The organism is Actinokineospora sp. NPDC051303, from assembly GCF_055586285.1.
In genome coordinates this window covers 180,897-197,011 of sequence record NZ_JBVJIN010000008.1, presented here as the reverse complement: position 1 = coordinate 197,011, position 16,115 = coordinate 180,897, and the positions used below count along the sequence as shown (strand labels likewise).

Genomic DNA, 16,115 nt, shown 5'->3' with positions numbered 1-16,115 from the left:
GTGGTCGTGGGGCCGAAGGCTCCCCACCCGTCTTTCCCACGACGGGATCTTCCTTCATAGGGGCCCCAAAGAAACCACTCCACCCCATCGAGCAAACCCCCGGAACCCAGCCCAGGAACCCGCACCACCCATCGAGCAACCCCACCAAAGCCACGCCACCCCAAAGAACCTCAGCTCATCGCCGCTCCTTGGCGACCCGAGCCGACCGAAGGCAGACATCCCCGACATCAGCCGTCTGCCCACGATCCACATAAACCTCAGCCAACCCCACCACCCTGCCGCGCCGATCACTGCACGTCAGCGTGTAAGGCTCCTTAGGCCCATAAGTCGTAGGCAACGGAGACGCGAACTCCACCCGCATATTCGACCAGTCATCAGTCGCCGCAGGATCAGCCTGCGAGTAGTTGACCATCACCGCCGTGTAATCCCCGGCAGGCGGGTCCAGCAGAACAGCCCGCTCAGAGTTCGCCCCACTCCCCGCCGACGACGTCACCATGTTGCCCGCGGCGTCGAACACGTACAGGTCCCAGTCCGTCTCCTCCGAGCCCCACCCCACCGAGACGGTCATCCTCCCGTTGTCCACAGCGGGCAGGCCATCCACGTGGAACGGGATGCTCTCCGCGGTCGGGTTGTTCGGGAAGTCGTCGTTCACCGCCGGAACCCCAGCCGGGTTCGCCAAAGCGACCGGCCCCTGCGGCGGTCCCTGCGGATCACGCCCATAGCGCCCGGCCACGTACGGCCGAGTCGACGGATTGACCGCCCAGGCGAACCGGCCGCCGGTCGAAGCAAGCTCAGACGTCAGCGTGTCCGCCACATAGATCGGCTCGCCGGTCGAGCCGTCCGGCGCGATAACCGGCGAGGTAGGCGTCTGGAACGACTTCCGCAGCCGCAGCTGGTATCCCTTGGGCGCGGAGCCGATCAGAGTCGAGTGCGCGGCCGGGTCCGCCGCGTTGGCCAGCATGTCGATGAACGCCTGCCGGTTGCCGCCCTTGCCCGCGCCCGCGGCGGGCGCGAGGCCCGCGTACTCGGCGACGACCCCGGTCTCGAACGGCGGGTGGAACTCGTTGGCGCCGACCTCGAAGGTGAAGCCGTAGCCGCCGGTCGCGAAGTACGACCAGTCCTCCGTTCCCCCGGTGGTGTCGTAGAGCTGCCACGACGGCTTGCTGACGTACCCGTTGCGGGAGGCCATCTTGTCGCCGAGCGCCTTGTACGCGGGCTCGTCGAGTGGCGGCCGGACGTCGGCGACGCCGGGCACGCGCAGCACCAGGTTGGAGTAGGTGTGCAGGGTGATCAGGTTGGTGACCTGGCGGGTCGACACCACCGAGCGGACGTTGCGCGTCTCGGGCTCGGAGAACGGCCCGGAGCCGCGGAAGGTGTCGCTGCTCCAGGTCGCCGACGCGCCCGCGCCGCCCCAGAAGCCCGCGTAGTTGCGGTTGGGGTCGGTGCCGCGCACCCGGCCTGCCGGGTTGGCCGCGCAGACCCCGGTCCGCAGCTCCTCCGGGGAGTCCGTCGGGTTGCAGTTCTTGCGCTTCATCTCGTAGTCGAACCGGGTGAAGTCGCCCTTGGGCTCGGCTTCGCGGGAGATCGAGAACCCATCCGGGTTGACGATCGGGACCACGATATTGCGGGTCTTGCCGACCAGCGACCGGATCTCGCCGCCCGCCTTGTAGCCCTTGACCAGCTCGTGCGCCCATTCCATGGCGTGCTCACCGGCGGGCCACTCCCGGGCGTGGTGCACGCCCATGGTGAAGTTGACGGCCTTGCCGTCCGCGGTGTTGCCGACGTTCGCGGCGATCTCCACGCCGACGACGTCGCGGCCCTCCCACGTGAGGTTCGGCAGCGTGAACGCCTTGACCAGGCCGGGGTTCGCCCTGGCCAGCTCCTTCATCTCGTAGTCGTAGTCGTAGAGGTGCCGGTAGGAGGTGCGGCCGGACGGCAGGGCGGACGCCTTGACCGCGGCCGCGTACTCCCGGTCGCGCTTGGCGTTGGCGACGGACTTGGCCGAGATGTCGGCCTGCACGACCGTCGAGCGCATCCCGCTGTCGGCGAGGATCTTGCGGTCGGCGTCGCTGGAGAGCACGACCTCGACCCCGGTGTCGTCGGCTTTCTCGGTCACGTCGAGGCCGAGGGCGAACAGCCGGTCTTTGTGCTGCTTGGTCGGTGTCTCCACGCGCACGATGTCGGCCTGCTTGGACTGCGCAGACTGCGCGTCCAAAGTGTCAACGGCCAGGAAGTCCACGCCGAGCTTGACCGTCCGCGCGGAGCCGGAGTACCGGCACGCCTGGACGACGAGCCGCTGACCCTTGGCCACGAAGCTCTCGGCCAGCTCCACGCTGCGCAGCGCGGCGGACGCGGCGACCACGGCCCCGGAATTCTGGTCGAACACCGCGACGTCCCAGTCGCCGGAGCCCGCGCCGTGCGGGGTCAGCCGCGCCTGGACGATGCCGTCCACGCTCGCGGTCACCTCGCGCCGGTCGACGCCCGCGCTGCCCGGGGGCAGCAGCGCGCCGAAGCACGGCCGGGCGACGTCCCGGTTGGCGGTGAGGACGTTGTCCGCCGCCACGGCGTTGGTTCCGGTGGCCGTGGTGAGGCCGAGGACAACCGCCCCGCTGAGTCCCACCGCGGCGGCTATCCGCCACGCCGGTAGACGCCCCCCAGGCGCCTTCCCTACCCGCTCCGCTGAACTCACGGCCACCCCTCCCACTCCGTCTTCCCCACGTCGTCCCCACACCACCGTCCCGCGGCGGACCACCAGCGCGACGCTAGCCACCGGCGCGCAAGAGCGGGCCGGTTAACGATTACCCGTTGCCACGCGCGGCCAGGTTCACTCGAAGAGCCCACGACGGTTTTCGGCCATGAACCGGGCGCTAACCCAGCCTGTCCGACAGTGGGACGGGCGGAAATTTTTACCTTTTGCCAGTTAAAGTTCCGTGGCTCCCGGTTCCCGTCGGGGAGCGTCGTCTCCGGAGCGGAGAGCTTCGAGGGCGGCACCTTGCGGCCAATAGTGACGTAGAGCACTATTCGGGTCGGTGTCAAGGCGGGGTGCTGGGCCGACATCGGGGCCGCCGCGCGGCCGAAAGGCCGCCGCACCTGCCGACAACCGGAATCGGGCGCGTGGCGGCGGACACCGCGGAACCCCTAGTCCAGCGCAACCCGCGACTCTGTTTCATCGCGTAGCGAGTCCGACTCGTTACGTCACCGATCGGTGACTCACCCGATCGTGTGACCGACACCCCCCTGAGTCACAACCCGATCGGATACTTACCCGATTGATCGTCCCGCTAACCCGCTTGGGCGGCTAGGCTTCCTCCGTCGACACCACTTTCGGTCCAACGGCGGCGCGGCTGTTTGGTCGAAAGTCCCAGTGCCGGTCGGGGGGCAACGACCGACTCCAGGGAGGTAGTGACGTGGCTGCCGTCGGCTTAGGTCAGGCCGTTCGAACCACGCCAGCCGGCTCTTTGCCGGCGAACATGGTCCCGCACCCGCGGGAGGAGCTGTTCTCAGTGCTGGTGGTCGACGACCACCCACTGTTGAGGGAGGCGATAGCTGCTCGGCTCACGCAGATGGGCGCGGGCACAGTGCATGAGGCCGCCACGGTGGCCGAGGCGAGGGCGCGCGCACAGGCCACCGGCCCGTGCGATCTCGCGATCCTCGATCTCGGACTGCCGGACGGCAGTGGGATCGAGCTGGTCACGGAGCTGCGCAGCCACGGTTGGCCGCGCATCGTCGTGCTGGCTTCTTCCGACGACCCGTACGCCGTTCGATCGGCCTTCCAAGCGGGCGCCCAGGCGTACCTGCTGAAGTCCGCGTCGCCGGTCGTGGTGACCGACGGGGTTCGGCGAGTGCTCGAAGGCGGCGTCTACGCCGACCCGAGCGTCGCGCCGGTCCTCGCGACGGGAACCCGGGTCCCGGGCACCGACAACACCCCGCGTGAGCTGTCGGCTCGCGAGGTGGAGGTGCTCCAACTGGTCGCGGACGGCCAGTCCAACAAGGAGATCGGCGAGGCGCTGAACCTTTCGGCGCTCACGGTGAAGTCGCACCTGTCGCGGATCGGCCGCAAGTTGGGCACCGGCGACCGGGCGCAGATGGTCGCCCTGGCCATGCGGGCAGGCGTCATCCGATGACAACAGCAGTCGTGTGGCTGGGCTGGGCATGGCCCAGCCACACGACTGCTGCTGATCTCCGACGGAGGTCACCGCTCGTGCCGTAGGGTCATCGGCCGTGACTACCCCCGGAACAGGACCCACACCGACAGATCCGCCTGCTCCGGTGCTGCTCACCGAACCGGCGGAAGGCACCCCTGACGTCGTCACCGACCTGAGCGCTTTGGACCGGGCGTCCCGGCGCATCGCCGAAGGTCGCGGGCCGATCGCCGTGGACACTGAGCGGGCCTCCGGTTACCGGTACTCCCAGCGCGCTTACCTGGTCCAGGTCCGCCGGGAAGGCGCCGGAACCTTTCTTGTCGATCCCGTCGCAGTGGACGACCGGGTCGACTCCCTGATCGAGGCGCTCACCGCCGACGAGTGGGTGCTGCACGCCGCGTCCCAGGACCTTCCGTGCCTGGCCGACCTCGGCCTGCGCCCGGCCCGGCTGTTCGACACCGAGCTGGCGGGCAGGCTCGCGGGCTTCGAGCGGGTCGCCCTGGGCACCCTGGTCGAGCTGCTGCTCGGCTACCGGCTGGAGAAGGGCCACGGCGCCGCGGACTGGTCGCGCAGACCGCTTCCGGTCGACTGGCTCAACTACGCCGCCCTCGACGTCGAGCTGCTGATCCAGCTCCGCGACGCGCTGGAGGACGAGCTGCGCGCCCAGGGGAAGCTGGAGTGGGCGCTGGAGGAGTTCGAGGCGCTGCGCACCGCCGACCCCGCCCCGCCGCGCAAGGAGCCGTGGCGGCGCACCTCCGGCATCCACAGCGTCCGCACCCCGCGCGGCCTAGCCGCCATCCGCGCCCTATGGGAAACCCGCGACGCGATGGCCCGCGAACGCGACATCGCCCCCGGCCGCGTGCTCCCCGACAGCGCCATCATCCAGGCGGCCTCGGTCAACCCCACCGACGAGCAGGCCCTGCTGCAACTCCCGGTCTTCAAGGGCCGCGCCCAACGGCGGCTCGCGGGCACCTGGATGCGCGCCCTGCGCACCGCCGCCCAACTCCCCAAGGCCGAGCTTCCCGACCCCTCCCCGCCCGCCGACGGCCCGCCGCCCGCCAACCGCTGGGCGGACAAGGACCCGGAGGCAGCGGCCCGCCTGGCCGCCGCCCGCACCGCCCTGGCCAAGATCGCCGAGGACAACCGCCTCCCTGTGGAGAACCTGCTACAGCCGGACCTGCTGCGCCGCACCTGCTGGCAGCCCCCGGCGGACCTGGACACCGACTCCGTCGCCCACACCCTCCGCACAGGCGGCGCCCGCGAATGGCAGATAACCCTAACCATCGACGCGGTAAGCGCGGCCCTCAAAACAACGGCTGGCTGACCGCGCCCCGCCCGCCTCATCGGGCACGCGATTGTCCCGGAAACGGCGTGGTGGCAGCGTCGGCTATCCCCAATAGCCGAAGTTGTCCACAGGTTTCGCCCACCCCTTCCCCGCGCCCCGAAAACCGATAGACTGGAGCGGGGCGGCCCCCCGGGATGGGTGGGCTATGTCGCGCGCGTGTGCGTGAGCGCGAAGAATGCGGTCGGAGCGACGGGGCGAACGGGCACGGCCAGCGAGACCTCAGGCTGGCGGTGACGACAGGCGGCGCAAACCGCGTGTTGGCGAGACGGCGGGCACGCGGCGCGGATTCAAGCGGTTTGCCGCGGACGGAAGACGCGTTGGGGCTGGCCGCGCGCCTTCCGTACCGTGAGCGCGGCCGATCAGGACTCGATCGTCAGGCGGAAAATCGGGTGGTTGGGGGCGGCCGCCAGCAGTTCCTCGTCGCTGGATTTGGGGCCGACGCCGTCGAAGAAGGCGCCTACTTCCCAGGCCCAGCGCTTGAGGTAGGCGCGCAGCAGGGCGGGCTTGGCCTCGTCGGCGAGTTCGACGGCGGTGAAGCGCTGGGTCTTGTCGCCGAGGCGGAGTTCGCCTTCGCCAGCGGCGCGGAGGTTGCGGACCCACTGGGTGTGCCCGCGGGGGGCGACCAGGTACTGCTCGCCCTCGAAGGTGAGCAGGTTGACCGGGGTGGTGCGCATCTCGCCGCTCTTGCGGCCGCGCACCGACAGCACGCGCGAGCCCCAGACGTTGACGCCGCGGCGGACCAGGAAGGCGACGAAGGCGTCCATGCGGATGGCGCGGACGAAGCGCCCCGGACGCAGGTAGCGGGGCTGGGCACTGGTCATGACATCCTCCGATAAAAGAGAGAGCAGTGCTCTCGGTCGGGGTCAGTGAACCGCACCGCCGAGCCCGCGTCAAGAGCACTGCTCTCGTGTTTGTGCGGCGCTCCAAACGGAGGCACACTGCCTCCATGAGCACTCCGTCCAGGAACGCGGGCCGGACCGCGCGCGACCGCGCCCGGGCCGAGCTGACCCGCGAGATCAAGGAGGAAGCCCGGCGCCAGCTCGCGACCGACGGCGCCCACCGGCTCTCCCTGCGCGCCGTCGCGCGCAGCCTGGGCATGGTCTCCTCGGCTCTCTACCGCTACTTCCCCAGCCGCGACGACCTGCTGACCGCGCTGATCATCGACGCCTACGACGCCCTCGGCTCCGCCGTCGAAGAGGCGGCGCGCACCGGCTCACCCCGGGCGCGGTGGCGCGCGGCGGCCCACGCGGTCCGGAACTGGGCGCTGGCGCACCGGCACGAGTACGCGCTCATCTACGGCTCCCCGGTTCCGGGCTACCGGGCGCCGCAGGACACCGTCGCGCCCGCTGGCCGGGCGCCGCTGACGCTGGTCGAGATCGCGCGAGCGGCCCCGGACAGCGAGGTGCCGCCCACGTTGCGCGAGCAGGTGGCGCGCATCCGCGAACTCGTCTCGTTCGAGGTCGCCCCGGGCGCGCTCGCCCGGGTGATGGTGGCCTGGACGCAGCTGTTCGGCATGGTCAACTTCGAGCTGTTCGGCCAGCTCGTGGGCACCGCCGACCCAGCGGACGAGTTCTTCGACTACGCCGTGGCGCGGATGGCCGAGTTCGTCGGGCTCCCCGAGTGAACACCTGGGGATGTGAGCCACACCATAGGGGCACAGAGGTAGTTACTCGCCGGTAACAAGCGGTAGGCTAGGCCTTGTTACCGATTGGTAGCCCAAGAGTCTAAGGAGCACCCCGTGGCCGCACCCGCTGCTTCCGCAGCCGCGCGCGCCGTTCGGAACGTGGTCTTCGTCGACGGCGTGCGGACGCCGTTCGGCAAGGCAGGCCCGAAAGGCATCTACGCGGAGACGCGCGCCGACGATCTCGTCGTGAAGGTCATCCGTGAACTGCTGCGCAGGCACCCCGAGCTGCCGCCGGAGCGCGTGGACGAGGTCGCCATCGCCGCGACGACCCAGATCGGCGACCAGGGGCTGACCATCGGCCGCACCGCCGCGCTGCTCTCCGGGCTGCCGAAGTCGGTGCCCGGCTACGCCATCGACCGCATGTGCGCTGGCGCGATGACCGCGGTCACCACCAGCGCCAGCGGCATCGCGTTCGGCGCGTACGACATCGTGATCGCGGGCGGGGTCGAGCACATGGGCCGCCACCCGATGGGCGAGGGCGTCGACCCGAACCCGCGCATCGTGGCCGACAAGCTGGTCGACCCGACCGCGCTGGTCATGGGCCAGACCGCGGAGAACGTGCACGACCGCTACCCGCAGCTCACCAAGGAGCGCTGCGACGCCTACGCCGCGCGCAGCCAGGAGAAGTACGCCGACGCGGTGAAGGCGGGCAAGATCGGCCCCGAGCTGGTCCCCGTCTCGACCCGCTCCGCGGAGCTGGGCTGGGGCCTGGCCACCGAGGACGAGCCGCCGCGCCCGGGCACCACCGTGGAGCAGCTCGCCACCCTCAAGACTCCGTTCCGCCCGCACGGCCGGGTCACCGCGGGCAACGCGGCCGGTCTGAACGACGGCGCGACCGGCTGCATCCTGGCCGACGAGGAGACCGCCCGCGAGCTGGGCCTGCCGGTCGGGATGCGCCTGGTCGGCTTCTCCTTCGTCGGCGTCGAGCCCGAGGTCATGGGCATCGGCCCGGTCCCGGCCACGGAGAAGGCGCTCAAGCGCGCCGGGCTGACCATCGACGACATCGGCCTGTTCGAGCTGAACGAGGCGTTCGCGGTGCAGGTGCTCGCGTTCCTCGACCACTTCGGCATCGCCGACGACGACCCTCGGGTCAACCAGTGGGGCGGCGCGATCGCCTGCGGGCACCCGCTGGCCTCTTCGGGCGTGCGGCTGATGACGCAGCTGTCCCGCCAGTTCGCCGAGCGCCCGGACGTGCGCTACGGCCTGACCTCGATGTGCATCGGCATCGGCATGGGCGGCACCGTGATCTGGGAGAACCCCAACTGGAACGGGGGCGACAACTGATGCTGACGCAGGAGCAGGCCGAGAAGGCCTTCCCGGACGAGGTCGTCACCAAGGCGACGACTCGGCTGATCAAGGTTCCCGGCCTGGCCAAGCAGGTCGCCCTGATCACGATCGACAACGGCCACGACCACACCCGGCCATCGACCTTCGGGCCGCAGAGCCTGGTGAGCCTCAACAACGCGCTGGACGAGGCGTTCGCCGCCGAGCCCGCCGCGATCGCGGTCACCGGCAAGCCGTTCATCTTCGCCGTCGGCGCCGACCTGTCCGGCGTCGAGCAGATCGCCGACCGGTCCACCGCTCTGGACATCGCGCAGACCGGGCATGACGTGTTCCGCCGGTTCACCGAGTCGGAGATCCCGACCTTCGCCTTCGTCAACGGCGCGGTCATGGGCGGCGGCGTCGAGCTGGCGCTGTCGTGCCACTACCGCACCCTGTCGGACAACACGGCCGCGATCGCGCTGCCGGAGGTCTTCCTCGGCCTGTTCCCCGGCTGGGGCGGCACGCAGCTGCTGCCGAACCTGATCGGCCCGGACGCGGCCGTGACGGTGATCTTCGAGAACGCGCTGAGCCAGAACCGGATGCTCAAGCCCAAGCAGGCGCACGAGCTGGGCATGTTCGACCGGCTGCTGGGGTCGGCGGACTTCCTGGAGCAGTCGCTGCTCTGGGCGGCCGACGTCGTCAACGGCAAGGCCACCGTCGAGCGGCGCGAGATCGACCGCGGCGCCGAGTGGGACGCCGCCGTCGAGCGGGCCAAGGGCATCGTGCACGGCAAGACCAAGGGCGCGTCGCCCGGCGCGCTCAAGGCGCTGGAGCTGCTGGAGCTGGCCAGGGAGAACGACCTCGACCGCGGCTACGCGGCCGAGACCGAGGCGCTGGCCGACGTGCTGATGACCGACCCGCTGCGGGCCGGGCTGTACTCGTTCAACCTGGTGCAGAAGCGGGCCAAGCGCCCCGCCGGCGCGCCGGACAAGTCGCTGGCGCGCAAGGTGGGCAAGGTCGGCATCGTCGGCGCGGGCCTGATGGCCAGCCAGATGGCGCTGCTGTTCGTCCGCCAGCTCAAGGTGCCGGTGGTGCTCACCGACATCGACCAGGCGCGGGTCGACAAGGGCGTGTCCTACGTGCACGCCGAGGTCGACAAGCTCGCCGCCAAGGGCCGGGTCTCCGCAGACGGCGCGAACCGGCTCAAGGCGCTGGTGAGCGGGTCGCTGGACAAGGCGGCGTTCGCCGACGCGGACTTCGTCATCGAGGCCGTGTTCGAGGAGCTGGGCGTCAAGCAGGTCGTCCTCGCCGAGGTCGAGGAGCACGTCAGCGCGGAGTGCGTGCTGGCGACCAACACCTCGTCGCTGTCGATCACCGACATGGCCGCGAAGCTCAAGCACCCCGAGCGCGTGGTCGGCTTCCACTTCTTCAACCCGGTCGCGGTCATGCCGCTGCTGGAGATCGTGCGCGCCGAGCAGACCGACGACGCCACCCTGGCGACGGCGTTCGCGGTGGGCAAGTCGCTGAAGAAGTCGTCGGTGCTGGTCAAGGACGCGCCCGCGTTCGTGGTCAACCGGCTGCTGACCCGGTTCATGGGCGAGGTCGTCAAGGCGATCGACGAGGGCACCCCGTTCGAGGTGGCCGACCGCGCGGTGGAGCCGCTTGGCCTGCCGATGAGCCCGCTGGTGCTGCTCCAGCTGGTCGGCGCCCCGGTGGCGCTGCACGTGGCCGAGACGATGCACGGCGCGTTCCCCGACCGCTTCGGCGTCTCGGCGAACATGAAGCGCTTTGTCGAGGCGGGCAAGACCGCGGTGTGGACGTGGGACGACGCGGGCAACCAGACCGTCGACCCCGAGGTGCAGGCGCTGTGGGAGTTCGGCTCGGTCGAGTTGACCGGCGAGCAGGTCCGCGCCCGGGTGCTGGAGGGCGTCGCGGAGGAAATCCGGATCATGCTCGATGAGGGCGTGGTCGCCGAGGCGCAGGACATCGACCTGTGCATGATCCTCGGCGGCGGCTGGCCGTTCTGGCTGGGCGGCATCACCCCGTACCTGGACCGCGAGGGCATCTCGGAGAAGGTCAACGGCAAGCCGTTCCTGGCTCCGGGCGTGGCGTCGGTCCCGACCGTGTAAGAGCTTTTCGTAGGAGGCCCCCGGCGCGCACGCGCGCCGGGGGCTTTCCGTTGTGCGGGACTTGATCAGCTGTTGCACCATCGAGTGATGATCAAGACCGGGCGGGTGCGGATCGGGACGTCGGGGTGGGTCTATCCGGAGTGGCGGAAGGTCTACTACCCGCCGGGTCTGCCGCAGCGGCAAGAGCTGCCGTATCTGTCCCGCCGGGTCGACACCATCGAGATCAACGGGACCTTCTACGGCCCGCGCAGACCCGGGGACTACCGGCGCTGGCGCGACCTGACGCCGAACGGGTTCGTGTTCGCGGTGAAGGGGCCGCGGCTGGTGACGCACGTGCGGCGGCTGCGGTCGGTCGAGGAGCCGGTGGCGGAGTTCTTCGACTCGGGCGTGCTGGAGCTGGGCGAGAAGCTGGGCCCGATCCTGTGGCAGGTCCCGGCGTCGCTGCGGTTCGATCCCGACGTGCTGGGCGGGTTCCTGCGGCTGCTCCCCCGCGACCAGCGGCACGCGCTGGAGGTGCGCCACCCCAGCTTCGCCTGCGACGAGGTCGCCGACCTTCTCGCCGCGCACGGTGTGGCCCTGGTCGTGTCCGACAGTCCGGGAGTCTGGCCGAGCCTGCTTACCGACACGGCGGACTTCGCTTACCTGCGCCTGCACGGCGACACCGAGTTGTATAAGAGCGCCTACAGCGACACCGCTTTGGACCTCTGGGCGGACCGGGTGCGTCGGTGGCGGCAGGAGCGGGACGTCTATGTCTACTTCGACAACACCATGGCCGCCCACGCGCCCCGCGACGCCGAGAAGCTGGCGGGCCGCGTGCGGGTCGCGGCGGCGTAACCGACGATTAAGAGGTGACAGGAAGGGCGGGCGGGACGGGCAAAACGGGCATGGTCTGGATCGGAACGTCCGGGTGGCTCTATCCGCCGTGGCGGGGGACGTTCTACCCGAAGGGCCTGCCGCAGCGGCGGGAGCTGGAGTACCTGTCGCGGCAGGTGGGGTCGATCGAGATCAACGGCTCCTTCTATTCGCTGCAACGGCCGGAGAGCTACCGGAAGTGGCGGGACGAGACGCCGGACGACTTCGTGTTCTCGGTCAAGGGCCCCCGGTTCATCACGCACATGAAGCGCCTCAAGGACTCGCAGACCCCGCTGGCGAACTTCTTCGCGTCCGGGGTGCTGGCGCTGGGCGCGAAGCTGGGGCCGGTGCTGTGGCAGCTTCCAGAGAACTTCGCCTACGCCCCGGACGTTCCCGCCGAGTTCTTCCACGCCCTTCCGCGCACCACCGAGGAAGCCGCAGCGCTCGCCAAGCGGCACGACGAGCGCATGGACGGTCGACAGTGGACGGAGACCGACGCCGACCGGCCGCTGCGGCACGCGCTGGAGGTGCGCAATCGCGCTTTCGCGAACCGTGAGTTCGTAGACCTCTTGCGGGACAACGACATCGCCCTTGTCGTCGCGGACACCGCAGGGAAGTGGCCCTATCTGGACGACGTGACCGCGGACTTCGTCTACGTCCGCCTGCACGGCGACAAAGAGCTGTACGCCAGCGGTTACTCCGATTCCGCGTTGGACTCTTGGGCTAAGAAGGTCAAGACGTGGCGCAGCGGTAAGAACGTGCGCTCAGAGCACACCGTCGCCCCACCGGCCCCTTACCGCGAGTCCGGTAGGGACGTGTACGTCTACTTCGACAACGACATGAAGGTGAAGGCCCCCGGCGACGCCCAGTCCCTCGCCCGCCGGGTCACGAAGTCGGGAAAGTGACCGTGACGCGCAACCCGCCGCCCGGCACCGGTTCCGCGCTTACCGTGCCGCCGTGAGCCCTCGCTACCGCGCGCACGATAGACAGGCCCAACCCGGTGCCGGTATGCGATGTGCGGTCCACACCGCCGCGACGGAAAGGCTCGAACAGCTCCGCGACCCGTTCCGGCGGGACGACCGCGCCCGACGAGGCGACCTCCAGCGTCGTCCACTGTGGTCCGCAGGACGTGCGGACCTCGATCCAGCCGCCGTCCACGTTGTGCCGCACGGCGTTCTCCAGCAGGTTGCCCGCCACCCGTTCGAGCAAAGCCGCGTCGCCGATCACGGTGGCGTGCCCGTCCTCGAAGCGGGCCGTGATGCCCCGGCGCCGCGCCTCCGCGCGGGCCGAGCGCCACGCGCCCGCCACCACCGCGGGCAGGTCGACCGGGCCGGTGGCGCCCACGCCGAGGCCGTCGGTGCGGGCCAGCACCAGCAGGGCCTCGACCAGCTCGCCCGCGCGCAGCGTGGCGGCGCGGACCACGTCGGCCATCCGCCGCAGCTCGGCCACGTCGGCGTCCGGGTCGGCGAGGGTCACGTCCAGCTCGGTGCGGATCACCGCGAGCGGGGTGCGCAGCTCGTGGCTGGCGTTGGCGACGAACTGCCGCTGCGCGGAGAACGCCGCCTGCAACCGGTCCAGCATCGCGTCGAAGGTGTCGGCCAGCTCGGCGACCTCGTCGCGCGCGCCCTGGTGCTCGATGCGCTCGCCCAGGGACTCGACCGAGAGCCGGTGCGCGGTCGCGGTGACCTCGCGCAGCGGGCGCAGCACCCGGCCGGTGATCGCCCAGGCCAGCAGCGCGGTCGCCAGCACCACGCAGACGAAGGCCACCGAGCCCGCGAGCAGCACCCGGTCCCGCGCGTCCCGCGCCAGCGCCTCGGCCAACTGCTCCGCGGCCACCCGCACGCCGCCCACCATGACCGTGCTGCCCTCGGGCAGCGACGGCACCGACGCCGCCACCCCGCCCGCCAGCAGCCAGGCCAGCCACAGCAGCAGCACGCTGACCGCGGCCACCAGCCCGGTCGCCAGCAGCGTGACCTTCGCGCGCAACCCGATGCCGCGCCTGCGGTCGGTCACTCCGCGCCGCTGCCCTGCTGGCCGACACCGCCCTGCTCGCCGGAGCCGCCGCGCTCACCGACCGCCGGGGAGACCCGATAGCCGGAGCCGACCACGGTGTCGATGACGCCGGGCTCGCCGAGCTTCTTGCGCAGGGTCATCACCGTGACCCGCACCGTCGTGGTGAACGGGTCGGCGTTCTCGTCCCAGACCCGCTCCAGCAGCTCCTCGCTGCTCACCACCGATCCGCGCGCGGCGAGCAGCACCTCCAGGACGCCGAACTCCTTGCGGGTCAGCTCCACCGCCTTGCCCGCCCGGGAGACCGTGCGGCGCGCCGGGTCCAGCTCCACATCGCCCGCGACCAGCACCGGCGGGGTCACCGGCGTGGCCCGCCGGGCCAGCGCGCGCACCCGCGCGACCAGCTCGGGGAACGCGAACGGCTTGGCCAGGTAGTCGTCGGCGCCCAGCGACAGCCCCTCCACCCGGTCGGCGACCGCGTCGCTGGCGGTGAGCATCAGCACCCTGGTCAGCGCGCCGGAGGCGACGATCTCGCGGCAGAGCTGGTCGCCGTGCATCCCGGGCAGGTCCCGGTCGAGCACCACGACGTCGTACCGGGTGATGGTGGCCTTCTCGTGCCCTTCGTCACCGTCCAGGGCGACGTCGACGGCCATGCCCTCCCGCCGCAGGCCGCGCGCGACGGCCTCGGCGAGGGCTTCCTCGTCCTCCACGATCAGAATCCGCACCACACAAAGGTGCCACACCCTCGGGGCGGGCGTCCGAATTGGGCATGATCGAGCCATGATGCTGCGCGCGTTGCGGGAACAGGTGGCCACCGCGTCCCGGCGGCTGGCGGCCGAGGGGCTGGTCCTGGGCACGGCGGGAAACGTCAGCGCCCGCCAGGGCGACCTCATCGCGATCACCCCGACCGGCGCGCGCCTGGCCGACCTGCGCGCGGAGCTCATCACCGTGATCGACCCCGGCGGCGAGGTGGTGGAGGGCACGTTCGCGCCCACCTCCGAGCTGGACCTGCACCTGGGCGTCTACCGGCGCTACCGGGCCGGGGCCGTGGTGCACACGCACGCGCCGATGGCCACCGCGCTGTCGCTGGTCCTCGACGAGCTGCCGTGCGTGCACTACCAGCTCATGGAGCTGGGCGGCACGGTCCCGGTGGCCCCGTACCGAACGTTCGGGACCACCGAGTTGGCCGAGGCGGTGCTGGCCGCGCTGGACGGGCGGACCGCGGCGCTGATGGCCAACCACGGCGGCATCGCCCACGGCCCGGACCTGGACACCGCCCTGTCCCGCACGCTGCTGCTGGAGTGGGGCTGCGAGCTGTACTGGCGGGCCGCCGCGCTCGGCCCGCCACGCACCCTCGACCGCGCCCAGCGCGCCGACTACGAACGCCAGGTCGCGGCCAAGTCCTACGGCACGGTCCGCAGGCTCCCCTGACGACCCGAGCCCTGACGGGTCAGGTCGTGTAGTCGGCGTTGATCCGGATGTAGCCGTCGGTCAGGTCGCAGCCGTAGACGGTGAACGCGCCGGCCGCGATGCCCAGGTCGACGGTGATGACGACCTCGTCGCCGCTGAGGTGCTTGGCCGCGGCGGCCAGGACCTCGTCGGTCGAGGGCGCCGGGTAGGTCTCCACGTCGCCGAACCGGATCACGACCTTCTCCGGGTCGATGTCCAGGTCGTCCTCGCATTTGCCCACGGCCATGGCCACCCGGCCCCAGTTCGGGTCCGCGCCGTGCACCGCGGTCTTGACCAGCGGCGAGTTGACCACGGTCTTGCCGACCCGCTTGGCCTGCGCGTCGTCGCGGGCGCCGAGCACCCGGACCTCGATGAGCTTGCTGGCGCCCTCGCCGTCGGAGGCGATCAGCCGCACCAGGCTCAGCGCCACCTCGTGCAGCGCGGCCTCGAACTCGGCGACGTCGACCGGCCCGGCGGCGCCGTTGGCGAGGATGGCGGCGCTGTCGCTGGTGGAGGTGTCGGTGTCGATGCTCAGCGCGTTGAACGTGCGGTCCATGACCCGCCGGAACACCTGGTCGAGCACCGGCTGGTCGAGTTCGGCGTCGGTGAAGAAGAAGGTGAGCAGGGTCGCCATGTTCGGCTCGATCATGCCGACGCCCTTGGCGACCGCGGCGATGGTGGCCGCGCCGCAGCGCCGGACCGCGTGCTTGGGCACCGTGTCGGTGGTCATGATCGCCTTCGCGACCGCGGGCAGGTGGGCCTCGGGCAGCGGCCACGGCAGCCGGGCGAGCCCGGCCCGGACCCGGTCCATCGGGTACTGGCGGCCGATCACCCCGGTGGAGGCGATCAGCAGGTCGTCGGGGTCGAACCCGCCCGCCTCGGCGACCCGGGCGCGGACCTCACGCGCGTTGGCCAGCCCCTCGTCGCCGGTGGCCACGTTGGCGTTGCGGGAGATCACCACGATCCCGCGCGCGGTTCCCGAGGCGGCGGCTTCCCGGCTGAGCAGGACGCTCGGGCCCGCGAACCGGGACCGGGTGAACACCGCGGAGACCGCGGCGGGCGTCTCGGAGACCACGACCGCGAAGTCTTCCGCGTCGTCCTTGACGCCCAGGTTCGTCGTCCACCCGCGAAAGCCCTTCGGACCCGGTGACGCCACAGCAGGCTCCTTCCGCCGCACGCATGAATAGCTGAATACTTATTCAGCAAGTCACATAATCATACCGTGCGGCGGAAGGGGTCCC

13 protein-coding genes are annotated in these 16,115 nt (G+C 70.9%); 8 read left to right on the top strand and 5 right to left on the bottom strand.

Annotated elements, in window-relative coordinates:
* Positions 1-175 precede the first annotated feature (175 nt).
* Positions 176-2,632, bottom strand: coding sequence for a M14 family zinc carboxypeptidase (locus tag ACZ6SD_RS09210; RefSeq protein WP_465316412.1), 2,457 nt, complete (start codon positions 2,630-2,632; stop codon positions 176-178).
* Between the two features lie 775 nt (positions 2,633-3,407).
* On the opposite strand from ACZ6SD_RS09210, the gene ACZ6SD_RS09205 reads away from it, so the two are divergent.
* Both ACZ6SD_RS09205 and ACZ6SD_RS09200 read left to right on the top strand, forming a co-directional pair.
* Positions 3,408-4,124, top strand: coding sequence for a response regulator (locus ACZ6SD_RS09205; protein WP_035282988.1), 717 nt, complete (start codon positions 3,408-3,410; stop codon positions 4,122-4,124).
* Between the two features lie 97 nt (positions 4,125-4,221).
* Positions 4,222-5,466 carry an HRDC domain-containing protein gene (locus ACZ6SD_RS09200; protein ID WP_465316402.1) on the top strand — a complete coding sequence of 415 codons (1,245 nt, stop codon included), beginning with the start codon at positions 4,222-4,224 and terminating at the stop codon, positions 5,464-5,466.
* A gap of 380 nt (positions 5,467-5,846) precedes the next feature.
* Here ACZ6SD_RS09200 and ACZ6SD_RS09195 read toward each other — a convergent pair whose 3' ends face one another.
* On the bottom strand, positions 5,847-6,308 hold the full coding sequence (locus ACZ6SD_RS09195; RefSeq protein ID WP_465316401.1) for a nitroreductase family deazaflavin-dependent oxidoreductase: 462 nt from the start codon (positions 6,306-6,308) through the stop codon (positions 5,847-5,849).
* Between the two features lie 125 nt (positions 6,309-6,433).
* Here ACZ6SD_RS09195 and ACZ6SD_RS09190 point away from each other — a divergent pair, with 125 nt between their 5' ends.
* From ACZ6SD_RS09190 to ACZ6SD_RS09170, 5 genes are all read left to right on the top strand, one after another.
* Positions 6,434-7,111, top strand: a complete 678-nt coding sequence (locus ACZ6SD_RS09190) for a TetR/AcrR family transcriptional regulator (RefSeq protein ID WP_465316400.1) — start codon at positions 6,434-6,436, stop codon at positions 7,109-7,111.
* Positions 7,112-7,225: 114 nt separating this feature from the next.
* A complete protein-coding gene (locus ACZ6SD_RS09185; RefSeq protein ID WP_465316399.1) occupies positions 7,226-8,455 on the top strand; it encodes a thiolase family protein in 1,230 nt (409 codons plus the stop codon).
* Positions 8,455-10,563, top strand: coding sequence for a 3-hydroxyacyl-CoA dehydrogenase NAD-binding domain-containing protein (locus ACZ6SD_RS09180; RefSeq protein WP_465316398.1), 2,109 nt, complete (start codon positions 8,455-8,457; stop codon positions 10,561-10,563). Before ACZ6SD_RS09185 ends, ACZ6SD_RS09180 begins: the two co-directional genes overlap by 1 nt.
* Before the next feature lie 87 nt (positions 10,564-10,650).
* Positions 10,651-11,397 (top strand): DUF72 domain-containing protein, encoded by a 747-nt coding sequence (locus ACZ6SD_RS09175; protein WP_465316397.1) that lies wholly within the window; start codon positions 10,651-10,653, stop codon positions 11,395-11,397.
* Positions 11,398-11,447: 50 nt separating this feature from the next.
* Complete coding sequence (locus ACZ6SD_RS09170) at positions 11,448-12,320, top strand: DUF72 domain-containing protein (protein WP_465316411.1); 873 nt, start codon at positions 11,448-11,450, stop codon at positions 12,318-12,320.
* On the opposite strand, the gene ACZ6SD_RS09165 is transcribed toward ACZ6SD_RS09170, so the two are convergent.
* Together ACZ6SD_RS09165 and ACZ6SD_RS09160 are read right to left on the bottom strand one after the other, a co-directional pair.
* Positions 12,301-13,428: a sensor histidine kinase gene (locus ACZ6SD_RS09165; protein ID WP_465316396.1), complete on the bottom strand. Its 1,128-nt coding sequence runs from the start codon at positions 13,426-13,428 to the stop codon at positions 12,301-12,303. The genes ACZ6SD_RS09170 and ACZ6SD_RS09165 overlap by 20 nt on opposite strands.
* Complete coding sequence (locus tag ACZ6SD_RS09160; RefSeq protein ID WP_465316395.1) at positions 13,425-14,150, bottom strand: response regulator transcription factor; 726 nt, start codon at positions 14,148-14,150, stop codon at positions 13,425-13,427. Before ACZ6SD_RS09160 ends, ACZ6SD_RS09165 begins: the two co-directional genes overlap by 4 nt.
* 55 nt (positions 14,151-14,205) lie before the next feature.
* Here ACZ6SD_RS09160 and ACZ6SD_RS09155 point away from each other — a divergent pair, with 55 nt between their 5' ends.
* On the top strand, positions 14,206-14,856 hold the full coding sequence (locus ACZ6SD_RS09155; RefSeq protein ID WP_465316394.1) for a class II aldolase/adducin family protein: 651 nt from the start codon (positions 14,206-14,208) through the stop codon (positions 14,854-14,856).
* 19 nt (positions 14,857-14,875) lie between these two features.
* Here the strand turns inward: ACZ6SD_RS09155 and argJ are convergent, their stop codons facing one another.
* The gene (gene argJ / locus ACZ6SD_RS09150) at positions 14,876-16,030 is read right to left on the bottom strand and encodes a bifunctional glutamate N-acetyltransferase/amino-acid acetyltransferase ArgJ (protein WP_465316393.1); all 1,155 of its coding nucleotides are present in this window, start codon (positions 16,028-16,030) and stop codon (positions 14,876-14,878) included.
* Positions 16,031-16,115 lie beyond the last annotated feature (85 nt).

What these genes read in the sequence shown, in the direction of transcription:
- ACZ6SD_RS09175 (WP_465316397.1), top strand. Translation starts at nt 10,651, where the DNA reads ATGATCAAGACCGGGCGGGTGCGGATCGGGACGTCGGGGTGGGTCTAT.
- ACZ6SD_RS09195 (WP_465316401.1), bottom strand. Translation starts at nt 6,308, where the DNA reads ATGACCAGTGCCCAGCCCCGCTACCTGCGTCCGGGGCGCTTCGTCCGC.
- ACZ6SD_RS09180 (WP_465316398.1), top strand. Translation starts at nt 8,455, where the DNA reads ATGCTGACGCAGGAGCAGGCCGAGAAGGCCTTCCCGGACGAGGTCGTC.
- ACZ6SD_RS09170 (WP_465316411.1), top strand. Translation starts at nt 11,448, where the DNA reads ATGGTCTGGATCGGAACGTCCGGGTGGCTCTATCCGCCGTGGCGGGGG.
- ACZ6SD_RS09155 (WP_465316394.1), top strand. Translation starts at nt 14,206, where the DNA reads ATGATGCTGCGCGCGTTGCGGGAACAGGTGGCCACCGCGTCCCGGCGG.
- ACZ6SD_RS09190 (WP_465316400.1), top strand. Translation starts at nt 6,434, where the DNA reads ATGAGCACTCCGTCCAGGAACGCGGGCCGGACCGCGCGCGACCGCGCC.